This window comes from Amycolatopsis sp. NBC_01480 (assembly GCF_036227205.1).
Classification (GTDB): domain Bacteria; phylum Actinomycetota; class Actinomycetes; order Mycobacteriales; family Pseudonocardiaceae; genus Amycolatopsis.
The window spans coordinates 9112387-9135631 of the sequence record NZ_CP109442.1 but is presented as its reverse complement, the minus strand read 5'-3'; the positions used below and the strand labels follow the sequence as shown (position 1 = coordinate 9135631).

Here is a 23245-nt window from a genome sequence, read left to right as displayed (position 1 = left end):
CCCCCAGGTGGTGGTTGTCCAGTTCGGTGACTCTGGTGTTTCGGTCAAGGTGTTGCGTGAGTCGGCTGTCCGGCGCGGGCGTCCCCGCTACGACGCCGCCGCGGTGGCCTCGGCGGCCGTCGTGGTCAGTCCGGGCATCCCGGCCGCGGCCTCGCGCAGGAGCTCCGCGAACACCGGCAGGAACGACCGGTCGTCGGTGTTCTGGAGCCAGGTCTGGAAGGCGATCCGGGACGCGCTCTGTACGATCCCCGCCAGCATGCGCGCGTGCAACGGGTTTGCGCCCTCGCCCGCGCGCTCGGCCAGAGCGTCGGCCAGCAGGCGCTCGGCGTCCGCGTGCGCGCGCAGCATCTCGCCGAACAGCCCGTGGTTGTGCATCATGTCGCGGACCCGGTGCACGTCCTCGCGGTGCGGCTGCGGCTCCCGCGCGGCCTGGTCGACGGCGGAGTTGATGATGGCGTCCCAGATCGGCTCGCCGGCCGGGCGGGCCAGCAGCGCGTCGCGGACCCGCTCCTGCCGCTCGACGATGAACGAGCAGACCGCCTGCTCCTTGCTCGAGAAGTAGTTGTTGAAGGTGCGCGGCGACACCCCTACCTCGTTCGCGATGTCCTCGACCCGCAGCTGGTCCATGCCATGCTCCATGGCCAGGCGCAGGGCCGTGCTCGCGAGCGCTTTGCGCGCGGCGCGCTTCTTGCGCTCGCGCAGGCCCATGACCGGGGCCGCTTCGGGGGACATGCGCGCTAGGTTAGCAAAATACTGCGTGGCACGCAAAAATCTGCGCGGCACGCAACTTTTCGGACACGGTACTGGACCGGGATCCGGTCGTCGCGGCGCGGGGTTGCGTCCGGTCGGTACTCGCGCGACTGTCGTGACCGGGAGATCCGGGCTACGGTTGTTACCGAGCGTGAGTACGTTCCGGCCAACGGCGGAGGTGCGCGGCATGCGGGCGATGTGGAAGGGCTCGGTCTCGTTCGGCTTGGTGAGCATCCCGATCCAGCTGTACGCGGCGACCGAGAACAAGAACGTCTCGCTGCGCCAGGTGCACGAGGCCGACGGCGGGCGGATCCAGTACAAGCGGTTCTGCACGGTCGACGGCGAGGAAGTGCCCTACGCCGAGATCGCCAAGGGCTACGAGCTGCCCGACGGCGAGATGGTGGTGCTCACCGACGCCGACCTCGCCGCGCTGCCGCTGTCCACCCAGCGCACCATCGACGTGCTCGAGTTCGTGCCGCTGGAGTCGATCGACCCGATCCAGTTCGACAAGACCTATTACCTGGAGCCGCAGAAGAACGCGGTGAAGCCGTACCTGGTGCTGCGGGACGCGCTGCAGAAGGCCAGCCACGTGGCGGTCGCCAAGGTGGCCGTGCGGCAGCGGGAGAGCCTCGCGCTGCTGCGCGTGCACGGCGACGTGCTGGTGATGACCACGATGCTGTGGCCGGACGAGGTGCGCACGCCGGACTTCCCGTTCCTGCGCGAGGACCCGCCCCAGGTGCGCCCGCAGGAGCTGACCATGGCCGGCTCGCTGATCGACTCGCTGGCCGAGCCGGTCTTCGAATCCGAGAAGTACTCCGACCACTACCGCGAAACCCTCGAGGCGATGATCGAGGAGAAGGTGGCCGGCAACGAGACCGCGAAGCCCGGCGCCGTCGGCGCCAAGGCCGACGTGCTCGACCTGATGGCCGCGCTGGAGGCGAGCGTCTCGGCCGCCAAGAAGACGCGTAAGCCCTCGAAGGTCAAAGACTCCGACGACGACTCCGACGCCGACGAAGGCAAAGGCAAGACCGCCGCGAAGAAGCCCGCCGCTCGCTCCCGGCGCCCGAAGAGCGCCTGACTGCCGGAGGCACGCCCTTCTGTTACCAGAGCACCTCTTATCAGGGCACCGGACCGGGTGACGGCGACACGCCGCCGGTATGCCAGACTCCGGCGCTCGCCGGTGGTACCAAGAAAAGCGTCCGGCGAGAACCCCATTATTTGCGCGGAAGGCGGCATGAGCATGGAGTGCGCGTTCTGCACCAGCGGCATCGACCACTGTCACGGCACCCTGATCGTTCACCCGGACGGCGGGTTCGCCGAGTGCGCCGACCCCGGCTGCACGGACATGGACCGGGTCCGGCACGGCCTGATCATCGATTGCCACACCGTCGACGGCGGCTGCCAGTGCACGCTGCCCGCCGAACGCGAGACGGTGCTCCGGCAGGCTTCCTGAGCCCTCCTGCGGCCCAGTGACCGTGAAGGCCTCCTTGCCCGCGTCTCGCGCGGTGAAGGAGGCCTTCACGGTGTCCGGCGCCGGTTACGCGGGCGGCCGGTGATCCTTACCCGATCGTGTATGCAGCTGTGTACATTCGGCTTGGCGATGTGCTAACACTAACGGGGTCCTTCGGCTCTCCCTCCCCCTCGGAGCCGGAGGACCCTTTACTTTCCGCCGGTTTCCGGGCCGATGCGGGCTCAGTACCAGTGCGCGCGGCCGCCGATGCGCCGGCCGGTGCTGCCGACCACGGCCAGCACGGCCCCGGCCACGGCGAGGACGATGCCCACGGTCCACAGGACCGGGATACTGGCCACGAAGCCGATGACGAGCAGGATGATCCCGAGAACGATCACGGTTTGCACTCTCCTTTTGTTGTCACGCGGTCCCGGCGGGCTGCCGGGCTTTGAGTGCGCACTCCAGGAGGATGGCCGTTCCCCACCGCCCCGAAACGGGCCGATCGGACCTGCCTGGCTCGCATTCGGCCCAGTACCCGACACGCAGTGCCGGGCCCGCGCGGGCCCGGCACCGGCGCGGGTTCAGTACCGGTAGTGATCGAGTTTGTACGGGCCCTCCACGTCCACGCCGACGTACTCGGCCTGGGCCTTGGTGAGCTTCGTCAGCCGCACGCCGAGGGCGTCCAGGTGCAGGCGCGCGACCTTCTCGTCGAGGTGCTTGGGCAGGCGGTGCACGGCCACCGGGTACTGGTCCGGCTTGGTGAACAGCTCGATCTGCGCGATCGCCTGGTTCGCGAACGAGTTCGACATGACGAACGACGGGTGCCCGGTCGCGTTGCCGAGGTTCATCAGCCGTCCCTCGGAGAGCACGATGATCGAGTGCTCCTCGATTCGCCGGGGGGCGACCCCCGGACCCCCCGGAAAAGCAGCAGCGGCGAAGCGCCACTCGTGCACCTGCGGCTTGATCTCGATCTTGGTGATGCCCGGCGTCTTCGCGAGCCCGGCCATGTCGATCTCGTTGTCGAAGTGCCCGACGTTCGCGACGATCGCGTTGTGCTTCATGCGCGCCATCTGGGCGGCGGAGATGATGCCGAAGTTGCCCGTGGTGGTGAGGAAGATGTCGCCGCGCTCGACGACGTCGTCCAGCTCGACCACGTCGAGGCCCTCCATCGCGGCCTGGAGTGCGCAGATCGGGTCGATCTCCGTGACCACCACGCGCGCGCCCTGCCCGCGCAGCGCCTCGACGGCGCCCTTGCCGACGTCGCCGTAGCCGCAGACCACGGCGAGCTTGCCGCCGATCATCACGTCCGTGGCGCGGTTCAGGCCGTCCACGAGGGAGTGCCGGATGCCGTACTTGTTGTCGAACTTGGACTTCGTCACCGAGTCGTTGACGTTCAGCGCCGGGAACAGCAGCTCGCCGTCGGTGGCGAGCTTGTAGAGCCGCTTGACGCCGTTGGTGGTCTCCTCGGTGACGCCGCGGACCTCGGCCGCGATGCGGGTGAACCGCTTGGGGTCCTGCGCGAGGCTCTCCGCGAGCGTGCGCAGGACGATCGCGTACTCGTCCGGGTCGTCCGCGGCCGGCTGCGGCACCACGCCGGCCGCCTCGAACTGCGCTCCCTTGTGGACGAGCAGGGTGGCGTCACCGCCGTCGTCCAGGAGCATGTTGGGGGACTGGCCGCCGGCGAACCGGAAGAGCAGGTCGGTGCACCACCAGTACTCGTCGAGGGTTTCGCCCTTCCACGCGAACACGGGTGTGCCCTCGGGCCGCTCGGGCGTGCCGCCGGGGCCGACCACCACGGCGGCCGCGGCCTCGTCCTGCGTGGAGAAGATGTTGCAGGACACCCAGCGCACGTCGGCGCCGAGCGCGACCAGGGTTTCGATCAGCACGGCGGTCTGCACGGTCATGTGCAGCGAGCCGGCGATGCGTGCGCCCTTGAGCGGCTGCGCTTCGGCGAACTCGCGCCGGATCGCCATCAGGCCCGGCATCTCGTGCTCGGCCAGCCGCAGCTGGGTGCGGCCCGCTTCGGCCAGCGCCAGGTCGGCCACGGCGAACTCGACGCCGTTGAGGTTCCGCAGGGTGGGACTCATCTCTGCTGCTCACTTCCTCGGTAATCACAGGGGCACAAGGGTTTCCGGGCGCGACGGAGCGCGGCGGCACCAGAGGTGACACCGCGGGCGGGCCCGGGTTTCAGGAGGCGCGGACGGCGTCCGGCGCGGGGATTTCCTTGGTGGACGACAAAAAAGCGCCTCCTTCGCAGGAGGCGCCCTTCTCTCGGTGATCGCGGGCCGAGCGTGGCGGAGTCCTCGACCCCGTCGCAGCGCCTCTCGGCCCGGAACGCGCCGCGGGACGGCGCAATGGTTCCCGAATCCCACTCTGGCAAGGGCCCCGCGGCGCTGTCAAGCGGGCAGCCGGGTCACGGCGTGGGCGGGCCGATCTCACGTCGCGAACGGCGATGAGCCGCACCGCGCGTCACCGCGGGAACTCGGCCCGCACGCCCAGCAGCCGCACCGGCCGGGTCAGCTCGAACCGGCCGAGCACCTCGTTCGCGGCCCGCCCGATCGCGCCGGCGTCCGACGTTGGCTCGGGCAGCGTGACGCTGTGGGTGTGCGTGAGGAACGGGGCGAAGCGCACCTTCACCTCGACGCGCGCCGCCGGGCGCCCCTCGGCCGCGACGTCCTCGGCGACGCGGCCGGCCAGCACGCCGACCTGCTCGGCGATCGCGCCCGCGTCGGTCAGGTCCTGCTGGAAGGTCGTCTCGCGGCCGCGCGAGCGGGCGACGTACGGCGTGGCGGTGACCTCGGCGTCGCCGATCCCGCCCGCGAGCAGCCGGTACCACGGGCCGAGCCGGGGGCCGAACCGCGCGGCGAGGTCGGCCGGGGCGGCCCCGGCCAGCTCCAGCACCGTCGTCCAGCCCGCCTCTTCGAGTTTCTTCGCCGTCTTGCGGCCGATGCCCCACAGCGCGTCGGGCGGCCGCGCGGCCATCACGTCCCACCAGTTCTCCTGCGTCAGGCGGAAGATCCCGGCCGGCTTGGCGAACCCGGTGGCGAGCTTGGCGCGAAGCTTGTTGTCGCCGATGCCGACCGAGCAGGACAGCCCGGTCGCCTCGGCGACGCCGTGGCGGACCTCGGCCGCGAGTCCCTCCGGGTCGTCCGTGGTCACGCCGAGGAACGCCTCGTCCCAGCCGAGCACCTCGACCACCACCGGGAACTCGCGCAGCCGCGCCATCACCCGGTCCGAGACCTCCTGGTACGCGGGCGGGTCGCTGGGCAGGAAAACCGCTTCGGGACAGCGTTTCGCGGCCAGCCGCAGCGGCAGGCCGGACCGCACCCCGAACTCGCGGGCCTCGTACGACGCGGTGGCCACCACCGCGCGCTCGGCCGGATCGCCGTTGCCGCCCACCACGACGGGACGGCCGCACAGCTCCGGGTGCCGGGCGACCTCGACCGCGGCGATGAACTGGTCGAGATCGACGTGCAGGACCCAGGCCGTGGCGGACACGCCCCCAGTGTGCGCGCCGCGGGCTCGTTCGCGCCTGCCGGAGCGGCGGCGTCAGAGCCGGTGGTGCCGCCGGACGAGGTGCCCGGTCACCCCGCCCGCCGCGGCGAGCAGGGCACAGAGGGTGAGCGCGGGGCTGGTGGTCGCGAGGCCGGCGACGAGCAGGGCGATCGCGGCCACGTCGAGCGAGACCAGCAGCACGGTGACCAGCCCGCGGCCCCGGGCGGGCCGTCCCTCCCGCAGCGCGGCGACCAGCTCCGGGTCGCTGGCTTCGAACCAGCGCTCGATCTTCTCCAGCTCGCTGCGATCATGGTGACTGAGCATGGAAGTCTCCTTCGCCCGGCCTGCCGGCACGTCGGCCAGGTACCCCGCGCCGCGCTCCGCCAACCGCCCCACGGGCGATTCACCCGGCCGCCGCAAGGCGTATAACGGCCTATACTGCGGCCCGGTGGCCGTCCGGGCCCGGTGGCCGTGCACTGTGGACACTTGATCGGCCGGTCGGGCGACCCGGCAGTGACGACCGGTCCGGGCGGGTGTCGTTACACAGGGGGATGCAGTATCGTTACTGCGAGTCACGTCACAAGGTCGGGCCACGCCGAGGGGAGCGTCGGTGCAGGGTGACCAGCTGATCGCCGAGCGTTATCGGCTGCTGGGCCGGGTGGGCACCGGGGGCATGGGCGTGGTCTGGCGGGCGCGGGACGAGCGCCTCGACCGGGTGGTGGCGCTGAAGCAGGCACGCCTGTCCGATGCGGTGAGTGGCCGCACGCTGCGCCGCGAGGCCCGGCTCGCCGCCGGGCTGCAGCACCCGAACGTGGTCACCTTCTACGACGTGGTCGCCGAGGGCGACGAGCTGTGGATCGTGATGGAGTACGTGCCCTCGCGCAGCCTCGCCGAGATCCTCGCGGCCGAAGGCGCCTTGCCGGTGCGCACCGTGGCCGAGATCGGCGTGCAGCTCGCCGACGCGCTCGCGGCGGTGCACGACCGCGGCATCGTGCACCGCGATGTCAAGCCCGGCAACGTGTTGATCACCGAGCAGGGTCTGGCCAAGCTCACCGACTTCGGCATCTCGCGCTCGGTCCGCGCCGACGAGACGATCACCGACTCGCCGCTGATCGGCGGCACCCCCGGCTACCTCGCGCCGGAGGTCGCGCAGGGGCACCCGCCGACCCCCGCCTCCGACGTCTTTTCCTTGGGCGCCACGCTGTTCTCCGCGGTCGAGGGCTCGCCCCCGTTCGGCGGGGGCAATGAGTACGCGACCATCCGGCAGGCCGCCGAGGGCCCGATCCCGGAGCCCCGCAACGCCGGCGGCCTGGCCCCGGCACTGACCGAGCTGATGCGGTTCGCGCCCGCCGAGCGGCCCACCGCCGCCGCGGCCCGGGACCTGCTGGCCGGCGGGCTCGAAGGACTTCCGCCCGCGCCGCCGCACCGGCCCCGGCACAGCGCGCGCCGTCGCCGGCTCATGGTCAGCGGGGCCGTGCTGGCCGCCGTCGTGGTGGTGGTCGCCGCGTTCCTGGTGTTCGTGCGCACCCCGGACCAGCCGGCCGCGCAGGGCCCGTCCGCGGTCCCGGTGAAGCCGGCGGTGCTGGGCATCGGCGCGAACCCGGAGGAAGCCGACCCGTGCCGCCTTGTCGACGCGGCTCCGCTGAAGCCGTTCGGCGACGCCGCGGCCGACCCGGACTACGGCAACTTCGACCGCTGCGACGTCATCATCCAGCGCGGCCAGAGCAGCGACGGGCAGGACCGGCAGGCCGACGTCAAGCTCGAGCTGCTGGACCCGCCCGGCGACGGCGGCGCGCCCGCCGGGCAGCGCACCCGCTCGGGCCCGTTCGCGGTGTTCGGCGACCCGGCGCAGGACGGCGACTGCACCCGGCTGGTGCAGCTGCAGGACCAGTACCTGGTGCGCATCGACGTCAGCGACGACCAGGGCGACAACCTCGACGTCTGCAAGGCGGCCGACATCGCCGTCGCCTCGGCCACGAAGGTGCTCGCCGCCGGGGGCGTGCCGGCGCGCACGACGCCGTACCCGTCGGGTTCGCTGGCCCAGCTCAACGCGTGCACGCTGCTGGACCAGACCGCGCTTTCGGGCACCGCGGAGGTCACCGCGCCGGTGCGGGTGCAGCCCGGGTTCGGCAATTGGGGCTGCGACTGGGACAGCGACGCGACCACCCGCGCGGTCACCGTGATCTTCGACCGGGACCAGCCGCCGGGGCCGGACACCGGGCAGCTGGTGCGCGTGGCCGGGCGGGACGTCTACACCAAGACCGACGACTTCGCCCCGAAGACCTGCCAGGCGCTGCTGGTGTACCGGCAGTACACCGACGCCACGGGGGAGGCGGCCGTCGAGCAGATCAAGGTCGTGGTGCACGGGGACCCGCCGTCGGACCGGCTCTGCACGCCCGCCACCGCGCTGGCCGGCGACGTCGTCGCGAAGCTGCCGAAGCCGTGACCGCCATGCGCGCCAAGGGCGCCGAGCCGCTGGGCGCCGACCACGGCAGCCTCGCCTACGGGGTCCCGGCAGCGGCCCCCGGCACGGTTTTCGCGCTCGCCGTGACCGGCGGCGTCCGGATGCCGCCGCGTGACGGCCGGAAGGTCCTTTTCGGACGCAACCGCGAGGACGTGCACGTGTGCGTCGGCGAGGACGACCGGAAAGTCAGCCGCCACCAGGGTTTCCTGCTCTGCCGCGGCGACGCGTGGTGGATGCACAACACCGGCCGCCTGCCGATCCGGCTGCCCGGCTCGCGCCTGCTCTTCCCCGAGGAGGAGCCGGTGCCGCTGCCCGAGGGCTACACCGCGGTGTTCGTCCGCGGCTCGTCCGACCGCGAGCACCTGCTGGAGCTGTACGTCGCGGGCGCCGACGGGCGACGGCCGGAGTCGCGGCCCCAGGACGTCACCGAGCCCCCGCGGATGTGGCGGCTGAGCCCGGAAGAGCGGCTGGCGCTGGTGTCGCTGGCGCAGCGGTACCTGCTGCAGCAGCCGTATCCGCAGCCGATGGCGTGGCGCCAGGTCGCCGAGCAACTCGCCGAACTCGACCCGTCGGCCGGCTGGACTTCGAAGCGGGTGGAGCACCTGGTGGTGGCTGTGCGCGCGAGGCTGGCGCGGGCTGGGGTTGCGGGCCTGACGCGGGAGGAAGTCGGGGAGCCAGTGGGAAACTCGCTCAACGACAACCTGGTGAAAGAGCTGCTGCTGTCTACTTCGTTGGTGCCGCCGGACTTGGCGTTGCTCGACGTGGCCGGGGACGCCTGAGCCGCGCTCGCTCGCTCCGCTTCTGCTGCTCGACCGGCCTCCGGTGGTTCCGCCCCAATGTGGCGTTGGTTGCTCCAGCCCTGCCCCACCACCACCCTCAACGGAGGCGCTCGGCGCCCAGTCCTGATTCCACGCACCGACCGCCACATTGGGTGCGTTGGGCGCACCGAACGCCACATTGGGGCGCTTTCCCCGTAGCCGCCCGGTAACTGAGCGGCGTTCGCCGGTCCGGGAGGGGTCCCGGGGGTGCCGGTTAGCCTCGCGGCGTGCGGTGGGGCTGTCCGGCGCGCGGGGATCGGGTTGGGGGTAGGGCGTGGCCGCAAGTGAGGTCGTGCGCACGCTGCCCGCCGGGCACCCGAGTCTGGTGCGCGGGTTCCCGTCGCCGGCCGGGACGCTGGTGGTGCTCGGGCCGGCCGGGGGAGTGCTGGTGCCGCCGGGGGCGGGGCCGGTGACGTTCGGGCGCAACACGGCCGAGGTTTCAGTGCCGGTGGGGGAGGACGACCGGCGCGTGAGCCGTCGCCACGGGGTGCTCGAGCACGACCGCGACCGCTGGTGGGTGCGGGCCACGGGCAAGGTCCCGCTGCGGCTGCCGGAGTCGCGGTTGTTGTTCACCGGCGCCGACCCCGTGCCGTTGCCGCCGGGTTACCTGCCGCTGTACGTGCATGGCTCTCGGGGGCGCGAGCACGTGCTGGAGGTCCGCGTCGCCGACGGGAACCCGGTCGCGCCGCCCGCAGCCGGAGGGGTGCTGCGGGCGCGCGAACGGCTCGCTTTCGCCGTGCTGGGGCAGAGTTTCCTGCGCTGGGAGGCTCGGCCGCGACCGTTGCCGCTGCTGCGCGCGGCCGACCAGCTGCTGCGCCTGGACCCGGCGGGCGCGTGGAGTGCGGCGGCGGTGGGGGTGGTTGTGGAGCAGGTGCGCGCCCGCTTCCACCCGGGCGCGGGGGACGGGCCGCTGCTCGAAGCCCTGCTCGACGCGGCGGTGCTGGTGCCGCCGGATCTGGCGTTGCTGAGCGGGTCTTCGGGTGACGGCGGTGTCGATTGGACCCAGGCGACGACGGGGCACTGACCTCCCGCGGCGTCGTGAGGGGAGCGTCACACCGGCGTTTTCCGCGATCCCTGGTTCAGGTGCGTCGCGAGGGTTTCGAGCGCCGTGCTGAAGGCGGCGAACTGGTCCGGGCTCAGCGCGTCGACGAGCAGTTCGCCGACCAGCCCGGCGTGGCCCGCGGCGGCGGCCCGCAGCTCGGACCAGCCGTGTTCGGTGAGGAAGGCGATCACGCCCCGGTCGTCGGACTCGCACGAGCGGCGGCCGACCAGCCCCGCCTTTTCGAGCTGGCCGACCTGATAGCTCAGGCCGCTCTTCGAGGTCAGCGCCGCGCCCGCGAGGTCGGTCATCCGCAGCGCGCCGCCGGCAGCGGCGAGGCGGGCCAGAACTTCGTACTGTGGGTGCGAAAGACCCGCGTCGTCCCGCAGCTGCTGTTCGACGCGCCGGTTGAGCTGCGAGCTCACCGCCAGGAAGGCCTGCCAGGTCTGCAGCTGGCGCTCGGTGAGCCATCGTGGTTCGGCCATGGCACCAAGGGTAACGCAGGTTGTTCCAATTTGAACCATGTTGTAGGGTCGATCGGGGCTTGGTTCGAATTTGAACCACCAGGGGTGAACGGAGCTGGTCGATGACCACGGTGGCGGCGGCGGAGGTGCGTACGCGGGTGCGGATCCCGCTGCGGTTCGATGGCGGCCTGGCCGTCGAGGCGGAGGCGGTCACGTTCCGCGGCCTCTCCGACGGGCTCGAGCACCTCGCGTTCGTGCTCGGCGAACCCGGCCCGGTGCCCCTGGTCCGGATGCACTCCGAGTGCCTGACCGGCGACGTCTTCGGCTCCGCCCGCTGCGACTGCGGCCCGCAACTGGGCGAGTCGGTCGCCCGGATCGCCGAGGCGGGTGGTTATCTGCTGTACCTGCGCCAAGAGGGCCGCGGCATCGGCCTGTACAACAAGCTCGACGCGTACGCCCTCCAGGACGACGGCCTCGACACCTACGCGGCCAACGCGGCACTCGGCCTCCCCGAGGACGCCCGCGACTACACCGCTGCCGCACAGATGCTGCAGGCGCTGGGCGTCGCGCGAGTGGACCTGCTGTCGAACAACCCGGACAAGGCGGCGCAGCTGACTGCTGGTGGGGTTGATGTGCGCGAGCGTGTGCGTACTGGGGTGTTCGCGACGGAGACGAATGTGCGGTATTTGCGGGCGAAGGTGGAACACACGGGGCACAGTTTGACGCTGCCTGCTGGGTTGGGGCATATCGCCAGCTGAAGGACTCGTGAGTGTTTAGGACGGTTCTAACCGTCCTAAACACTCACGAGCTGGTTCAGGCGTGGACGCTCAGCCGGGCCAGCCCAGCGTCGCCGGGGCGGGAGCCGGTCACGCGGACCGCGACGTAACGGGCGGATGCCTTCAGCGGAACCGAAACCGTGCGACCGCGGCCGGGCGACCGCGCCGCGGTGTAAGTCCGCCCGTCGGTGCTGTACTCGACCACCGCGGTGGGGATCCGGCCCGGCGCCCAGGACAGTTCGGCGGCCGAGACCGGCACGAGGGCGCCCAGGTCGACCACCATCCGGCCGTTAAGACCGGGGTGCCAGGCCGTTGCCGGGTTGTCGTCGACGGCGGCGCCAGGTGACGACATCCCTTGCGGCAGTGGCTCCGCCGGGAAGGTGACAGCGCCGACAGCCAGGTCGTCCAAGGGGTACGGGCGGGTTTCCCGGGCAGTGACGGTCACCGTGCGGCCGCCGGGGATCGTCACCTGGCGCGCGGCTTCTCCCAAAAGCTCGACGGTCAGCGAAACCGGCCCGCCGGACGGAGCGGTGAGCTTCAACTCCGCCGCGTGGGACACCGTCGCTCGCAGGCCGGACGGTACGGCGCGGCCGAAAGCGCCACGCAGGGTGAACCACGCGGGCTCGATCCGTCCCTCCGCGGGGGCCAGCGCCGCGGTCAGGTCGGACCCGCGAGGCGTCACCACCTGCTCGCCCCGGTACAGCGCGACCGACCCGCCGGTCTGAGGTAGCGAGACCATTGCCGCCGCCGCAGTGCCGGCGAGGTTGAGCAGGACCAGATGACCGTCCACAACGGACGTGATCAAAGACGGTGCGCTGCTCGCCGGGCGGGCGCGGCGGGCGGTGTCGGCCAGGCCTCGCGGGTCCGGGTAGCACTCCACCAGCAGCGGCGCGACCGGGCCGTCCGCGAGCGCGATCCGGTCGCCGGAGACCGTGATCGGCCGCGACGAGCCGGCGACGACGAAACCCGCCCGGCCGTCGACGTCCAGCCAGCCGCCCGTGGTGCTGAGCGCGGGCTTCGGGTACGTCGCCGCCGGGGTCCAGGTGACGCCGTCGGCCGAGGTCTCCACGCGGTACTTCCGCCCGGCCGCCGCTTCCCAGCTCAGCCGGACGCGGTCGAACGCCTGCGGCGCGCCCAGGTCCACCGCGAGCCAGCTGTCCGCGCGCGGCCGGTCGGCCGTCGACACCGCCCAGCGCGTCGCCGGGTCGCCGTCGGTGGTGAACTTCGCCTCCTTGCCCGGCGCGGCGGACGAAGCCGTCGCGGTCCCGGCCCGGGCGAGGTCGGCACCGGACGCGCCGTCGCGGACCTCAAAAGCCCACAGCGAATAGCCGTACGTCGGATCGGGCTGCTCGCCGAGCATCCGGACGTACCGCGCGGTCACGGCCGGGAACACCAGGTCGTCGACGCGCCCGCCCGAGGGAGGCGCCGTCGCGACCGGGACGGTCACGCTGCCCTCGGCGGCGCGATAAGTGCGGCCGCCGTCGAGACCCGGCATGCCGGGCATGTCGAGGTTGTACACGGACACAACGCCTTCGCCGTCCGCCACGCCGGTGCTCGCGTACACGGCAGCGCCGGTTGGCAGCGTCGCGAAGCCCGCGTAGCTGGTGTCGAACTTCAGCACGCCGACAGTGCCGTCGAAGCCATCACGGACCTTCGTCCACGTCGCGGTGTGGCGCTCGCCTACGGACAGCGCGGTCGAAGGCAGGAACATCGGCGTCGCGCCGCTCAGGGCGAAGAGCCAGTCGTCGTGGTGCGGCTGCCAGGCGAACTTGACGAACCCGGGCTTGGTGACCGTCGCCGCCCACGCCGCAGGGGAGCGGTGCGCGAGCAGGCCGGGGCCGGTCCCGAAATCGGCGACACCCACAGCATGCGCGTCGAACTCCGCCGTGCTCGCCGGCCGCACCGTCCCGCCGTGACGCGCGCGCCACTCGTGCAGCAGGTAGCTGATCGCGATCTCCGCGCGGGCTTCGGGCTCGTACTTCGGCTCACCGGAGAACTTCGTGACGCGATCGACCGGCGGATACGCCTGGTACGGCTCCAGCCGCGCGGCGAGGTCCGCCTCGGCCCGCGCCGCGTAACGGTCGCCGAGCACCTGCGCGCGGAAGGCGAGCGGGATGACGTCCCGGCCGTAGAGGTGCTCGCGGTCGTTCACCATCGGCATCAGCGGCTCGCCCGCGTCGCTGGTCATCAGCAGCATGGTGCGCCACAGCAGCTCGCCGTTCGGTTGCGCGGTAAGCACTTCCGGCAGCGGCCGGCCCGACAACAGGAAGTGCATCGAGTTGCGGCCCGAGGTCCGCCACAATTCTTCCTGGTAATGCGGCCCGAACGAGCCGTGGTTCTCCACCAGGAACGTGTCGTACAGGTTGGTCGCGGTGTTCGCGGAGACGGCGATCCCGTCGACGAGCCGGGGATTGGCCAGGTCCGCGGCGGGCAGGCCGCCCTCGTTGCGGCTCCACGCGCCGAAAGAGGAGCGCCACGCGGCCGCGCGCGGGTCGTCGGGCGCCCAGGCCAGCCCGGGCGCCAGCGACTGCGCGTAGACGCCCATCTCCTCGAGTTTCGTGTCGCCGACGTAACCGCCGGTCAGGCCGTGCGGGGTCCAGTCGCCGGACATCGGGTCGTTCCCGGTGCCGAGAGCGGTGGTGTACGCGGCCTGCTCGGTGGCGATTTTCGTGACGTTCGCGCGGGTCGTCTCGTCCAGGTCCGTCCACAGTAGACGCGCGGCGAGCTGGAAGTAGGACTGGAACGTGGTGTCGAAGAACAGCCGCCGGCCCCATTCGGTGCCGCCGGTGAGCAGGTTGGACGCCGCGAAGTGCCGGATCGTGTCGACGGTGTGCTGGTGCAGCACCTCGTGCGTCACGCCGGTCACCGACGCGTCGTAGCCGTCGCGGGTCAGCAGCACCGCGTTGCCCAGCACCACGGCGAAGGTGAAGTCCGTGGCCGGGTAGATCCCCTTCACGGCGTCGAACTGCGACTCGGCCCAGCGGGTGTGCCGCAGCAGCACCCGGAGATACGTCGCGGCGACGTCGTCGGGCGGGCCGCCCTGAGCAACCCCGGTGGCCGCGGAATCAGCCGCCGCTGCCATCGGTGTCACCAGGCCCGCGGCGAGCACCGCCACCCCGCCCGCGCCCAGCACCCGCAGGGCCTGTCGCCGGTTCAGCCCATCCGGTCCGTGCACAACCGCCACCTCGCTGACAACCTTGTCACCGTGTCGGCGCGATTGTGGTCACGCCGTCCGGCCCCGGGCAAGGGCCGGGGCGGATCCCGTCCGATTTCGGACAGCGGGACGCCGTCGGCCGCGCGGGCCCGGCATGGTCTGATGTCCGGGTGATCTTGACCGCGGGCGAGCTCGCCCTGTTGCTGCTGGCCGGGGTGGGCGCGGGGCTCACCGGCGCCACCGCGGGGCTGGCCTCGCTCGTGTCGTACCCGGCGCTGCTGGCGGCCGGGCTGCCGCCGCTGGCCGCGAACATGACCAACACCGTCGCGATGCTCGGCACCACGGCCGGGGCGGCGGCGGGCGCGCGGCCGGAGCTGAAGGGGCAGGGCCGGCGGCTGCTGCCGTTGTGCCTGATCACCACGGCCGGCGGCGGCTGCGGGAGCCTGGTGCTGCTGCTGACCCCGCCCGGCGCGTTCACCAAGGTGGTGCCCTGGCTGATCGGGGGCGCGTCGCTGGTGCTGATGGCCGGGCCGCGGCTGCGCCGGCTGGCCGAACGCGCGGAGCACCACGGGATCGGCCCGGTGACGGGGGTCGCCGCGTTCCTGGTCGGCGTGTACGGCGGGTACTTCGGCGCGGCGGCGGGGGTGCTGATGCTCGCGCTGCTGACCACGGTCTGGAGCCAGCCGCTGGCCCGCACGAACGCCGCCAAGAACATCGCCACCGGCACCGCGAACCTGATCGCCGCGGCCGTCTTCTGCTTCACCGGCGACGTGGTCTGGCCGGCCGCGCTCGCGCTGTGTGTCGGCTCGGTGGCCGGTTCGTGGCTGGGCTCGGTGATCGTGCGGTACCTGCCCGCGACGCCGTTGCGGATCGCCATCGGGATCGGCGGGCTGGTGCTCGCGGTGGTGCTCGGGCGGGCGGCGTTCGCGGGCTGAGGCGGTGATCGCCACGTCCGTTTCCCGCCAGCCCTCCGGCGGCCGGCTTCGCAGAATGGGAGCCGTGAACACGACTTTTCCCGCCCATACGGCGATCGAGCCGGGCATCCTGTACTTCGGCACGCCGGTGGTGCTGATCTCCACGTCCAATGAGGACGGTTCGCCGAACCTGGCGCCGATGTCGTCCGCGTTCTGGCTCGGCTGGCGCGGCATGCTGGGGCTCGGCGCGCGCTCGAAGACGACCGTGAACCTCCGGCGCACCCGCGAGTGCGTGCTGAACCTGCCGTCCGACGCGCTGGCCGCCGCGGTGGACCGGCTCGCGCTGACCACCGGTTCGGACCCGGTGCCGCCCGGCAAGGTGCAGCGCGGCTACTTCCACGTCGCGGACAAGTTCGGCCGCGCGGGCCTCACCCCGGTCCCGTCCGAGACGGTGGCGCCGCCGCGCGTCGCCGAATGCCCGGTGGCGATGGAGGCCGTGCTGGAAGCGGTGCACCCGTTCGCCGACGACGACGAGGCCCAGCGCGGGGGTGTGGTCGGCCTGGAAGTCCGCATCCAGCGGGTGTTCGTGCACGAGGACATCCGCCTGCCCGGCACGTCCGACCGCATCGACCCGGACCGCTGGCGGCCGCTGATCATGAGCTTCCAGCAGCTGTACGGCCTCGGCCCGCGGGTGCGGGAGTCCACTTTGGCCAGTATCCCGGAACGCCTCTACCGCGGCCCGGACATCGACCGGGCCCGGTCGATGTCCGCCACCTGAGGAAAACGCGGCGTCTCCCGGTTGTCACACCGGGAGACGCCGCGCCACGGCACGGAAAATCCCCTGACCCGCCCTCACCCGCTCCGGGAACCAGCACGTGGTGGTGAGGTGTGCCGCGTGCGCGGTCACCTGTACCCGGTGCTGGGCTGCATTGTCGGCGGGGAATCGAACCCCTGCGCTGCCCACCGCGTACCAGGAGGGAGCCGGAAAGACCGCCGGCTCTCGGCTTGTGCTCGCTTTCCCGGGGCGGCATACCAAAAAGACCGGAAGCAAGCCGACCAGGACAGGTACCGGATGTGCCAACTGTTTGCTTCCGGTCGGTTTGGTATCTACTGGCACAGCCTGCTTTCCGTGCCGAAGTTCAGTCCAGGAGGTCGGCCTCCCAGTTGGTGCGCTGAATGTCGACGTCCACCCCACGCAGCTCCACCGCCACGCGGTCGGCCCGCGCACGCAGTTCGGCGACCGGCAGCGCGGCCAGGTACCGCAGCTCCGAACGCAGCTGACGGCCCATGCCCTGGGCGCGCCCGGCGGCGGCGTCGGCGGCCGCGGTGAGGACGCTGTGACGCAGGCGGAGCACGTCGCGGCGGGCGAGGGCGTCGGTCATCGTGCCGGGGCCCAGCGGGGTGGCCGAGTTGGTGCGGTTGATCCGGCGGATCAAGGACTCCAGCTCGTCCAATGTGGAGCCGGCCTCGGCCAGCAGCTCACCGGCGTCCTCGGCCGGTGTCTCGCCTTCCTGGTAACGCGCGTTCGCGACGATGCGCGTGCGCAGCTGCTCGACCCGCTTCGTGGCGTCGGAGCGCAGCGCGAGCGCCTCCGCGAGCTTCATCTCCCCACTCATGATCACCAGTATCCCCTGGGGCGCCAGCGATTTATCAGTCCGCAGTCGCTGCCGCGAGCGTCGGGGCCAGTGCCTTGACACCGGCGGTGACGGCGGCGCGCCCCTTCGCCGAGGACGTGGCGGCGGGCTGTTGCGTGAGCAGCACCACGACGTAGCGCGAGTCGACGACACCCGTGGTGTTCAGCACCAGCGCCGAGCGCAGGATCATCCAGCCCTGCTTGATCTGCCAGCTCGAGCCGGGCAGCCCGTCGGGGATGCCGAAGTACTGCGGGTAGCCGTCGTCGGCGGGCTGGCGGGCCTCGGCCATCGCGGTGAGCAGCGGCTGCGCCGTGTCGTCGGGCACGGTGTCTTCCAGGTACTGGTAGGTGGTGACGACGTCGTCCGGGCTCATCTTCGTCATGCCCCACTGCCCGGGGTCGGTCGGCGCGACGGTGTGGTCCAGGCCCATCAGGTCGGCCATCCGCCCGACGATCGTGGTCCCGCCGTCCTCCTCCCACAGCTGTGACGCGATGGCGTCGTTGCTCCCGGAGATCATGTCGGTGAGGTCGTCCTCGTCGTTGTCGGCGGGCACTTGCCAGACGCCGTTGTCGTACAGCGAGTCCAACGCGATCAGGAGCTTGACCACGGAAGCGGTGTAGTACGGCGTATCCGCGTCGGTGGAGGCAAGAGTGGCGCCGGTCTTGCGGTCGAGCACCACGAGGCCCACGTCCGTGCCCTTCGACGCCGCGCTCACCGCGTCGGTGACCTCTTCGGCCACCTCGGCGGGATCCGGCAACGGGACTTCCGGCGCGGTGGCAGGGGATTCACTTGTGGACGGTGGGGGACTGCTCGAAGACGGGGCCGGGGCGGGCGGTTCGGTGACGGCGGCCGTGGTCACGGTGCGGCCGCCGGCGGTGAGCGCGACGACGACCGTCAGCGCCGCCGCGGTGAGCCCGGCGCCCGCGAGGGTCCATCTCAGTCGTACGGCCATGCTTCGACAACGCGGCGGAAGTTCCGCTCGGCACCGGATTCCGCCTGTCCGTTTGCTGTGTCTTGCTGTGCGGACGCTGTGGCCGGGGCTGCGTGCTAACGTCGGCAATGGCTTGCACGGCGCAAGGCAGAGGGAGTGTTGGCATGGCACCACGGATCGAATGGGCCGGCCAGCCCTGCCCCATCGCCCGCGCGGTGGACGTCCTCGGCGAGCCCTGGACGCTGCTGATTCTGCGCAACGCCAACACCGGCACCACCCGCTTCGACGAGTTCCGCGGCGAGCTCGGCATCGCCGACAACGTGCTCTCCACCCGTCTCGGCAAGCTGACCGACGCGGGCCTGCTCACCCGCTTGCCCTACCGCGACGGCGGCCGCACCCGCCACGAGTACCGGCTCACCCAGGCCGGCGCGGACGCCTTGCCGGTCCTGCTGGCCCTGGCCGCCTGGGGCGACGAGCACACCCGCGCCGACCCGCCGGCCGGCCGCATGCGCATCGTCCACCGGGCCTGCGGCGCGAAGACCCGCCCCGGCGAGCACTGCGCGCACTGCGGTGAGCCGATGCCGCGCGAGGAACAGCTCTGGTACCGGCCGTGGCGGTCGCGCGAGCCGGTCCCGCTGGTCGATCCAGTGGCCTGATCAAAAGCTCGTGAGTGCTCATGACGGTTAGAACCGGCATAGGCACTCACGAGCCCTGAACTGCCCACCCTGACTTGCGTTAAAAAAGCCACTCGCCTACGGTTCGGTCATGCCGGAATCAGTGCTCGTGCCCGCCGCCGTCGGACGCCGGTCGTTCGCGGCCGCGGCGGCGACGCTGGCGGCGCTCTACTCCGGCAACAACCTGCCGAGTGCGCTGTATGGGTTGATGCGCGGCACTTTCGGCTTCTCCGCGCTCGTGCAGACGCTGCTGTACGCGACCGCGGTGGCGGTGATCGTGCCCGCGCTGCTGGTCTCCGGCCCGTTGTCGGACCTGGTCGGGCGGCGGGCCCCGATGCTCTTCGCGCTGGGTGCGTTCCTGATCGGTGACGTGGTGTTCGCGCTGGCGCCGGGCACCGGCTGGCTGTTCGTGGCGCGGGTCGCGCAGGGGCTCGGCATGGGCGCGGGCGCGGCGGCGGCGCAGGCGATGCTCGGTGACAGTGCGGGGGAGGGGCCGCGGGGCCAGCGCCGGGCCGCGATGACGGCCACCGCGTGCGTCACCTTCGGCCTCGCGCTCGGCCCGTTGGCCGGCGGGCTGCTCGCCCAGTACGGCCCGGCGCCGCGGCACCTTTCCTTTGCCGTGCACGCGGTCGTGGTGCTGGCCGTCGCGGTGGTGGTGTTCCGCACGCCGCGGCCGGCGCCGGCGAAGGTGCGCGGCTGGCGCCCGCCGCGGCTGGGTGTCCCGGCCGCGATCCGTCGGACGTTCGTGATCGTGGCCGCGTCCTCATTCCTGGCCTGGGCGGTGCTCGGGATGTTCTCCGCGGTGGTGCCGTCGCTGGTCGGCACCCTGCTGGGCTCGGCCAACCTCGCCGTCGCCGCGGCGGCGCTCGCGCTGATGATCGCCACCTCCGGGTTCGTCCAGTTCGGCGCGCGCCGGCTGCCGCCCACCGCGGCGCAGGCGAGCGGCCTGCTGGTGCTCGCCGCCGGGCTGGCCGTGCTGGTCCTCGCGAACGGCGCGCACCTGCCGTGGCTGGTGATCCCCGCGATGCTCGGCACCGGCGCCGGCCACGGGCTGGTGTTCACCGGCGCGCTGGCGGAGCTGGGCGTCGTCACACCGCCCGAGGAGCGCGGCTCGGTGATCGGCACCTACTACGTGGTGAGCTACATCGGGCTCGGCGGCCCGGTGATCGGCGTCGGCCTGCTCGCGATCGCGCACGGGCTGCCCTCGGCCACGGTGCTGGTCGCCGCCGTGATCGGCGCCTGCTGCCTGGCGCTGGCCCCGCTGGTGTTCCTGGAGATCCGCCGCCGAGACCGTCCACAGTGAACATCCACAGTGAACTGGAGGAGCGCATGGCCACACGCCGAATCGCCCACGAAGCAGTACGGCTGGAGGTGTCCGCCCGGGCGTCGTTCGCCGATTTCCGGGCCCGGTACGAGGAGGCCGTGCCGAGGGTGGACCTCGAGGGCCTGGGCCGCCTGATCGCCGACGGCGCGGGCTGGCCGGAGGTCGAGGCGGCCGCGCAAGCCGGTGCGCCGCACGGTTTCACGCGGTATTGGGAGACCGACGCCGCGGCGCTGATGGCCCTGGCCGGCCCGGTCCGGCCGTGCGTGACCTACCTGATGGGCAACCACACCATCGCCCAGCGGATGTTCGCCCACGACCCCGGCGTGATGCTGTACGCGCCGCTGCGCACCACCATCCACGAGGACGGCGACGGGGCGGCCTGGTTCACCGTCGACCTGCCCAGCAGCCGTTTCGGCAGCTTCGCCCGGCCCGCGGTCACCGCGGTCGGGCGCGAGCTGGACGACAAGGTCGCCGCCCTGCTGGCGCACCTCGGCGCGCCGGTAGCCTGACCTCGGGTACCACCTGGGGGAAGGACCGCGGATGAGCACGGAACGGATCGGCCCGCCGACGACTGCGGGCGAGCGCGAGATGCTGCGCGCGTTCCTCGACTACCACCGCGCCACGCTGGCGATGAAATGCGACGGGCTGTCCGATGAGGACCTGCGGCGGCAGTCGATGCCGCCGTCGACGCTGTCGCTGCTGGGCCTGGTGCGGCACCTGGCCGAGGTCGAGCGCGCCTGGTTCCGCCGCGTGATCGACCAGGAGGACGTCGGCCTGGTCTGGTCCGCCGAGGGCGACTTCCAGGTCGCCTACGACGCGGCGGACTCGACGCGGTCCGAGGCGTTCGCCGCCTGGGAGGCCGAGGTCGCGCGGGCACGCGAGATCGAGGAGCGGGCGGAGTCGCTCGACGTCGTGGCCCGCAACCACCGCGGCGGCGAGGACGTCTCGCTGCGCCTGGTGATGCTGCACCTCATCCACGAGTACGCCCGCCACAACGGCCACGCCGACTTCCTCCGCGAGGGCATCGACGGCGTCGTCGGCGCCTGACGCCGTACACCCTTCCCGCCGCCCGTGGCACTGTGCGATGGGACTCCCGTGTCTGCCTTGCCAGTCGAAAGCCAGAGGCCTACCGTCGGCGGGGTGACGAGCAGAATGCGGATACTGGTGGTCGGCGCCGGCGCGACCGGCGGGTTCTTCGGCGGCCGGCTGGCCCAGGCCGGCCGGGACGTGACCTTCCTGGTGCGCCCCGGGCGGGCGCGGCTGATCGAGGAGCGCGGGCTGCGGATCACCGGCCTGGGCGAGAACACCGTGCTCAGCCCGAAACTGGTCCGCACGGGCGAGGTGACCGGGCCGTACGACCTGGTGCTGTTCACGGTCAAGGCGGCCGGGCTGGCGGCGGCGATCGAGGACGTGGCGCCCGCGGTGGGCCCGGGGACGCTGATCCTGCCGGTGCTGAACGGCCTGCGCCACATCGACGAGCTGGTGGCCCGCTTCGGCGAGGAGCGCGTGCTCGGCGGCGTCGCGATCGTGATGACCACAGTGGACGGTGACGGCGACATCCGCCGGCTGTTCGACCTCCAGTCGCTGACCTACGGCGCCCGGGCCGAGCCCGCGCCCGCCGCGCTGGCGCAGGTGCACGCCGAGCTCTCGGGCGCCGGCTTCGACACCACGCTGTCGGACGCCATTCTGGCGGACATGTGGGGCAAATGGGTCTTCATCGCCTCGCTCGGCGCGGTCACTTCGCTGATGCGCGGCAATGTCGGCGAGGTCGCGGACCAGCCCGGCGGGATCGAGTTCGCGGAAGCCGTGGTCGCCGAGTGCGCGGCCGTCGCGGAAGCGGCCGGTTACCCGGTGCCCGCGGCGTCGCTGGCGAACACCCGCGCCGCCGTCACCGAGCCGGGATCGCCGCGGGCGCCGTCGTTGTACCGCGATCTGAGCTCCGGGCTCGACGTCGAGGGCGAGCAGATCTTCGGCGATCTCGTGGACCGCGCGCACAAGCTCGGCGTCGCGGTGCCGCTGCTGGAGCTGGTCCGGCTGAACCTGCGGGTCTACCGGGCGCGCCGGGGCTGAGCCGGGCCGCGAATCCGGGTGAACCGGAACGGGCCGGGCGCCGTGACAGGGATGAGGGCACCGCGGGAGTGCCCACCGGGACACAGTCGGATGGTCTTTCCGGGCGCACCGGTTCGAGTGGTGATTTTCTGCCACACCAGGACTGATACGCTCTGTAGTGGTGCCAGTCGACGTGCTGTGCGCGCGGGTGTCAGGCCCGGTTCAGGCCGGGTGTGAACCGCCGTGGGGAAGGATGCTTTCGGGTATGGCGGACAGGTTCGAGTTCGTGCTCGACGTCGTCGAAGCTCTTGTGGTGGGCCAGGCGACGGGCGGTGACATCCGGCAGTACCCGTTGCGGATCGGCACGGTGCCGGCCGACCCGGTGCGCTTCATCCGCGTGGCCACCGAGGTCTACCGGGCACTGGAAGACCGCAGACTCTCGATCCAGGGCGAGCTGCGCCCCCAGGCGCGCGCCGCGTTCGCGCTGGTCGCGAAGCACCGGGTCTCGGTCGCGGTGACCGGAGTGGACGGCCTCGGCGCCGACATCGCCGTGCTCGCCCTCACCGACGGCCGCCAGGCGCTCGGCATCACCCAGGACCCGCGCTCGGACGACCTGCTGTTCTCCCTGTTCGACGACGAGGACCTGGTGGAGGTCGTCACCGGGGTGCTGCCGCCCGCGCGGGCGGCGACCACCGGCGCGCACACCGTGCACCGCAAGGCTGCCGAGGCGGTGTCCAAGATGACCGCGCGGCGCCGGGCCGAGGCCGCGGAGGACGAGGAAGAGACCGACGCCTTCGGGATGATCGAGGTCAGCGGCGTGGTCCGGCCGCAGCGCGGCGAGCGGCGCCCGGCGCCGTCGGCCAGCGGCGGCGTCGAGGTGCTGGAGCGCGTGCTGGCCGCGCCGCGGCTCGGCGGCGGCCACCTGGCGGTGACGGCCTGGAGCCGGCACGGCGAGCGCCTGGCCGGCGACCCGATCAGCTGGCTGGACACCGAGGACGGCCGGTACCTCGTGCACACCAGCACCGGCGATTCCGGTGACCTGAGCGCGAAATACGTACCCGCCGGCCGGGCCGAGGTGGCCCGGGCCGTCCGCAACGCCATCGCCGCCGTCTACTGACGCCGCGGCCGGCGACCGAGGAGGGAGGTGCCCGCATGAGCGAGGCACTGCCGGCTGCGAGGACCCGGTCACCGGCCGGTCCGCAGCCGGGCGCGAAGCCCGAGGCGACCGCGCAGAACCACCGGAACCGGGGGGAGGGCTCGCGCGAGTTTCTCGCGCGGCGGCCCGCCGCCGGCGATCAGAGCTGAAGGG

Annotated in this window: 24 protein-coding genes; 15 read left to right on the top strand and 9 right to left on the bottom strand. The window is 72.3% G+C overall.

What is annotated here, in order from left to right:
• Positions 1 to 87: 87 nt before the first annotated feature.
• Positions 88 to 732, bottom strand: a complete 645-nt coding sequence (locus OG371_RS42545) for a TetR/AcrR family transcriptional regulator (RefSeq protein ID WP_329062638.1) — start codon at positions 730 to 732, stop codon at positions 88 to 90.
• A 205-nt stretch (positions 733 to 937) separates the two neighbouring features.
• Here OG371_RS42545 and ku point away from each other — a divergent pair, with 205 nt between their 5' ends.
• Both ku and OG371_RS42535 read left to right on the top strand, forming a co-directional pair.
• Entirely contained in the window at positions 938 to 1828 is an 891-nt protein-coding gene (gene ku / locus OG371_RS42540; RefSeq protein WP_329062636.1) for a non-homologous end joining protein Ku, read from the top strand.
• A gap of 162 nt (positions 1829 to 1990) precedes the next feature.
• Entirely contained in the window at positions 1991 to 2203 is a 213-nt protein-coding gene (locus OG371_RS42535; protein WP_329073409.1) for a hypothetical protein, read from the top strand.
• Positions 2204 to 2442: 239 nt separating this feature from the next.
• On the opposite strand, the gene OG371_RS42530 is transcribed toward OG371_RS42535, so the two are convergent.
• The 4 genes from OG371_RS42530 to OG371_RS42515 all read right to left on the bottom strand — a co-directional run bounded on the left by OG371_RS42530 (position 2443) and on the right by OG371_RS42515 (position 6019).
• Positions 2443 to 2598, bottom strand: a complete 156-nt coding sequence (locus OG371_RS42530) for a hypothetical protein (RefSeq protein ID WP_329062634.1) — start codon at positions 2596 to 2598, stop codon at positions 2443 to 2445.
• A 183-nt stretch (positions 2599 to 2781) separates the two neighbouring features.
• A complete protein-coding gene (ahcY, locus tag OG371_RS42525) occupies positions 2782 to 4287 on the bottom strand; it encodes an adenosylhomocysteinase (protein ID WP_329062632.1) in 1506 nt (501 codons plus the stop codon).
• 382 nt (positions 4288 to 4669) lie between these two features.
• Positions 4670 to 5698 carry a DNA polymerase IV gene (locus tag OG371_RS42520; RefSeq protein WP_329062630.1) on the bottom strand — a complete coding sequence of 343 codons (1029 nt, stop codon included), beginning with the start codon at positions 5696 to 5698 and terminating at the stop codon, positions 4670 to 4672.
• 51 nt (positions 5699 to 5749) lie between these two features.
• The gene (locus OG371_RS42515) at positions 5750 to 6019 is read right to left on the bottom strand and encodes a DUF3040 domain-containing protein (RefSeq protein WP_329062628.1); all 270 of its coding nucleotides are present in this window, start codon (positions 6017 to 6019) and stop codon (positions 5750 to 5752) included.
• 286 nt (positions 6020 to 6305) lie between these two features.
• On the opposite strand from OG371_RS42515, the gene OG371_RS42510 reads away from it, so the two are divergent.
• From OG371_RS42510 to OG371_RS42500, 3 genes are all read left to right on the top strand, one after another.
• Complete coding sequence (locus OG371_RS42510) at positions 6306 to 8141, top strand: serine/threonine-protein kinase (RefSeq protein WP_329062626.1); 1836 nt, start codon at positions 6306 to 6308, stop codon at positions 8139 to 8141.
• A gap of 5 nt (positions 8142 to 8146) precedes the next feature.
• Positions 8147 to 8938 (top strand): FHA domain-containing protein, encoded by a 792-nt coding sequence (locus tag OG371_RS42505; RefSeq protein WP_329073408.1) that lies wholly within the window; start codon positions 8147 to 8149, stop codon positions 8936 to 8938.
• 313 nt (positions 8939 to 9251) lie between these two features.
• On the top strand, positions 9252 to 10001 hold the full coding sequence (locus OG371_RS42500; protein ID WP_329062624.1) for an FHA domain-containing protein: 750 nt from the start codon (positions 9252 to 9254) through the stop codon (positions 9999 to 10001).
• 26 nt (positions 10002 to 10027) lie between these two features.
• Here OG371_RS42500 and OG371_RS42495 read toward each other — a convergent pair whose 3' ends face one another.
• On the bottom strand, positions 10028 to 10501 hold the full coding sequence (locus OG371_RS42495) for a MarR family winged helix-turn-helix transcriptional regulator (RefSeq protein WP_329062622.1): 474 nt from the start codon (positions 10499 to 10501) through the stop codon (positions 10028 to 10030).
• A gap of 101 nt (positions 10502 to 10602) precedes the next feature.
• On the opposite strand from OG371_RS42495, the gene OG371_RS42490 reads away from it, so the two are divergent.
• A complete protein-coding gene (locus OG371_RS42490) occupies positions 10603 to 11238 on the top strand; it encodes a GTP cyclohydrolase II (protein WP_329062620.1) in 636 nt (211 codons plus the stop codon).
• A 55-nt stretch (positions 11239 to 11293) separates the two neighbouring features.
• Here OG371_RS42490 and OG371_RS42485 read toward each other — a convergent pair whose 3' ends face one another.
• Positions 11294 to 14431, bottom strand: a complete 3138-nt coding sequence (locus tag OG371_RS42485; protein ID WP_329062618.1) for a discoidin domain-containing protein — start codon at positions 14429 to 14431, stop codon at positions 11294 to 11296.
• Between the two features lie 155 nt (positions 14432 to 14586).
• Here OG371_RS42485 and OG371_RS42480 point away from each other — a divergent pair, with 155 nt between their 5' ends.
• Together OG371_RS42480 and OG371_RS42475 are read left to right on the top strand one after the other, a co-directional pair.
• On the top strand, positions 14587 to 15345 hold the full coding sequence (locus tag OG371_RS42480; RefSeq protein ID WP_442876210.1) for a sulfite exporter TauE/SafE family protein: 759 nt from the start codon (positions 14587 to 14589) through the stop codon (positions 15343 to 15345).
• A gap of 55 nt (positions 15346 to 15400) precedes the next feature.
• Positions 15401 to 16102: a flavin reductase family protein gene (locus OG371_RS42475; protein ID WP_442876044.1), complete on the top strand. Its 702-nt coding sequence runs from the start codon at positions 15401 to 15403 to the stop codon at positions 16100 to 16102.
• Positions 16103 to 16463: 361 nt separating this feature from the next.
• On the opposite strand, the gene OG371_RS42470 is transcribed toward OG371_RS42475, so the two are convergent.
• Together OG371_RS42470 and OG371_RS42465 are read right to left on the bottom strand one after the other, a co-directional pair.
• Positions 16464 to 16940: a DIP1984 family protein gene (locus OG371_RS42470; protein ID WP_329062612.1), complete on the bottom strand. Its 477-nt coding sequence runs from the start codon at positions 16938 to 16940 to the stop codon at positions 16464 to 16466.
• A 34-nt stretch (positions 16941 to 16974) separates the two neighbouring features.
• Positions 16975 to 17910, bottom strand: a complete 936-nt coding sequence (locus OG371_RS42465) for a hypothetical protein (RefSeq protein WP_329062610.1) — start codon at positions 17908 to 17910, stop codon at positions 16975 to 16977.
• A 143-nt stretch (positions 17911 to 18053) separates the two neighbouring features.
• On the opposite strand from OG371_RS42465, the gene OG371_RS42460 reads away from it, so the two are divergent.
• From OG371_RS42460 to OG371_RS42430, 7 genes are all read left to right on the top strand, one after another.
• A complete protein-coding gene (locus OG371_RS42460; protein ID WP_329062608.1) occupies positions 18054 to 18545 on the top strand; it encodes a winged helix-turn-helix transcriptional regulator in 492 nt (163 codons plus the stop codon).
• 109 nt (positions 18546 to 18654) lie between these two features.
• Complete coding sequence (locus OG371_RS42455) at positions 18655 to 19866, top strand: MFS transporter (RefSeq protein ID WP_329062606.1); 1212 nt, start codon at positions 18655 to 18657, stop codon at positions 19864 to 19866.
• A gap of 26 nt (positions 19867 to 19892) precedes the next feature.
• Positions 19893 to 20396, top strand: a complete 504-nt coding sequence (locus OG371_RS42450; protein ID WP_329062604.1) for a DUF302 domain-containing protein — start codon at positions 19893 to 19895, stop codon at positions 20394 to 20396.
• A 31-nt stretch (positions 20397 to 20427) separates the two neighbouring features.
• Positions 20428 to 20934 (top strand): DinB family protein, encoded by a 507-nt coding sequence (locus OG371_RS42445; RefSeq protein ID WP_329062603.1) that lies wholly within the window; start codon positions 20428 to 20430, stop codon positions 20932 to 20934.
• 93 nt (positions 20935 to 21027) lie between these two features.
• On the top strand, positions 21028 to 21957 hold the full coding sequence (locus OG371_RS42440) for a ketopantoate reductase family protein (RefSeq protein WP_329062601.1): 930 nt from the start codon (positions 21028 to 21030) through the stop codon (positions 21955 to 21957).
• Between the two features lie 244 nt (positions 21958 to 22201).
• Positions 22202 to 23053, top strand: coding sequence for an ESX secretion-associated protein EspG (locus tag OG371_RS42435; protein WP_329062598.1), 852 nt, complete (start codon positions 22202 to 22204; stop codon positions 23051 to 23053).
• A 35-nt stretch (positions 23054 to 23088) separates the two neighbouring features.
• Positions 23089 to 23241: a hypothetical protein gene (locus OG371_RS42430; protein WP_329062596.1), complete on the top strand. Its 153-nt coding sequence runs from the start codon at positions 23089 to 23091 to the stop codon at positions 23239 to 23241.
• The last annotated feature ends 4 nt before the right edge of the window (positions 23242 to 23245 follow it).

Excerpts from the sequence above, each read along its gene's own strand:
- OG371_RS42535 (WP_329073409.1), top strand. The coding sequence starts at position 1,991 with ATGGAGTGCGCGTTCTGCACCAGCGGCATCGACCACTGTCACGGCACC.
- OG371_RS42455 (WP_329062606.1), top strand. The coding sequence starts at position 18,655 with ATGCCGGAATCAGTGCTCGTGCCCGCCGCCGTCGGACGCCGGTCGTTC.
- OG371_RS42430 (WP_329062596.1), top strand. The coding sequence starts at position 23,089 with ATGAGCGAGGCACTGCCGGCTGCGAGGACCCGGTCACCGGCCGGTCCG.
- ku (WP_329062636.1), top strand. The coding sequence starts at position 938 with ATGCGGGCGATGTGGAAGGGCTCGGTCTCGTTCGGCTTGGTGAGCATC.
- OG371_RS42470 (WP_329062612.1), bottom strand. The coding sequence starts at position 16,940 with ATGAGTGGGGAGATGAAGCTCGCGGAGGCGCTCGCGCTGCGCTCCGAC.
- OG371_RS42515 (WP_329062628.1), bottom strand. The coding sequence starts at position 6,019 with ATGCTCAGTCACCATGATCGCAGCGAGCTGGAGAAGATCGAGCGCTGG.
- OG371_RS42460 (WP_329062608.1), top strand. The coding sequence starts at position 18,054 with ATGGCACCACGGATCGAATGGGCCGGCCAGCCCTGCCCCATCGCCCGC.
- OG371_RS42435 (WP_329062598.1), top strand. The coding sequence starts at position 22,202 with ATGGCGGACAGGTTCGAGTTCGTGCTCGACGTCGTCGAAGCTCTTGTG.
- OG371_RS42475 (WP_442876044.1), top strand. The coding sequence starts at position 15,401 with ATGGGAGCCGTGAACACGACTTTTCCCGCCCATACGGCGATCGAGCCG.
- OG371_RS42495 (WP_329062622.1), bottom strand. The coding sequence starts at position 10,501 with ATGGCCGAACCACGATGGCTCACCGAGCGCCAGCTGCAGACCTGGCAG.
- OG371_RS42545 (WP_329062638.1), bottom strand. The coding sequence starts at position 732 with ATGTCCCCCGAAGCGGCCCCGGTCATGGGCCTGCGCGAGCGCAAGAAG.
- OG371_RS42450 (WP_329062604.1), top strand. The coding sequence starts at position 19,893 with ATGGCCACACGCCGAATCGCCCACGAAGCAGTACGGCTGGAGGTGTCC.
- OG371_RS42465 (WP_329062610.1), bottom strand. The coding sequence starts at position 17,910 with ATGGCCGTACGACTGAGATGGACCCTCGCGGGCGCCGGGCTCACCGCG.
- OG371_RS42505 (WP_329073408.1), top strand. The coding sequence starts at position 8,147 with ATGCGCGCCAAGGGCGCCGAGCCGCTGGGCGCCGACCACGGCAGCCTC.
- OG371_RS42445 (WP_329062603.1), top strand. The coding sequence starts at position 20,428 with ATGAGCACGGAACGGATCGGCCCGCCGACGACTGCGGGCGAGCGCGAG.
- ahcY (WP_329062632.1), bottom strand. The coding sequence starts at position 4,287 with ATGAGTCCCACCCTGCGGAACCTCAACGGCGTCGAGTTCGCCGTGGCC.
- OG371_RS42490 (WP_329062620.1), top strand. The coding sequence starts at position 10,603 with ATGACCACGGTGGCGGCGGCGGAGGTGCGTACGCGGGTGCGGATCCCG.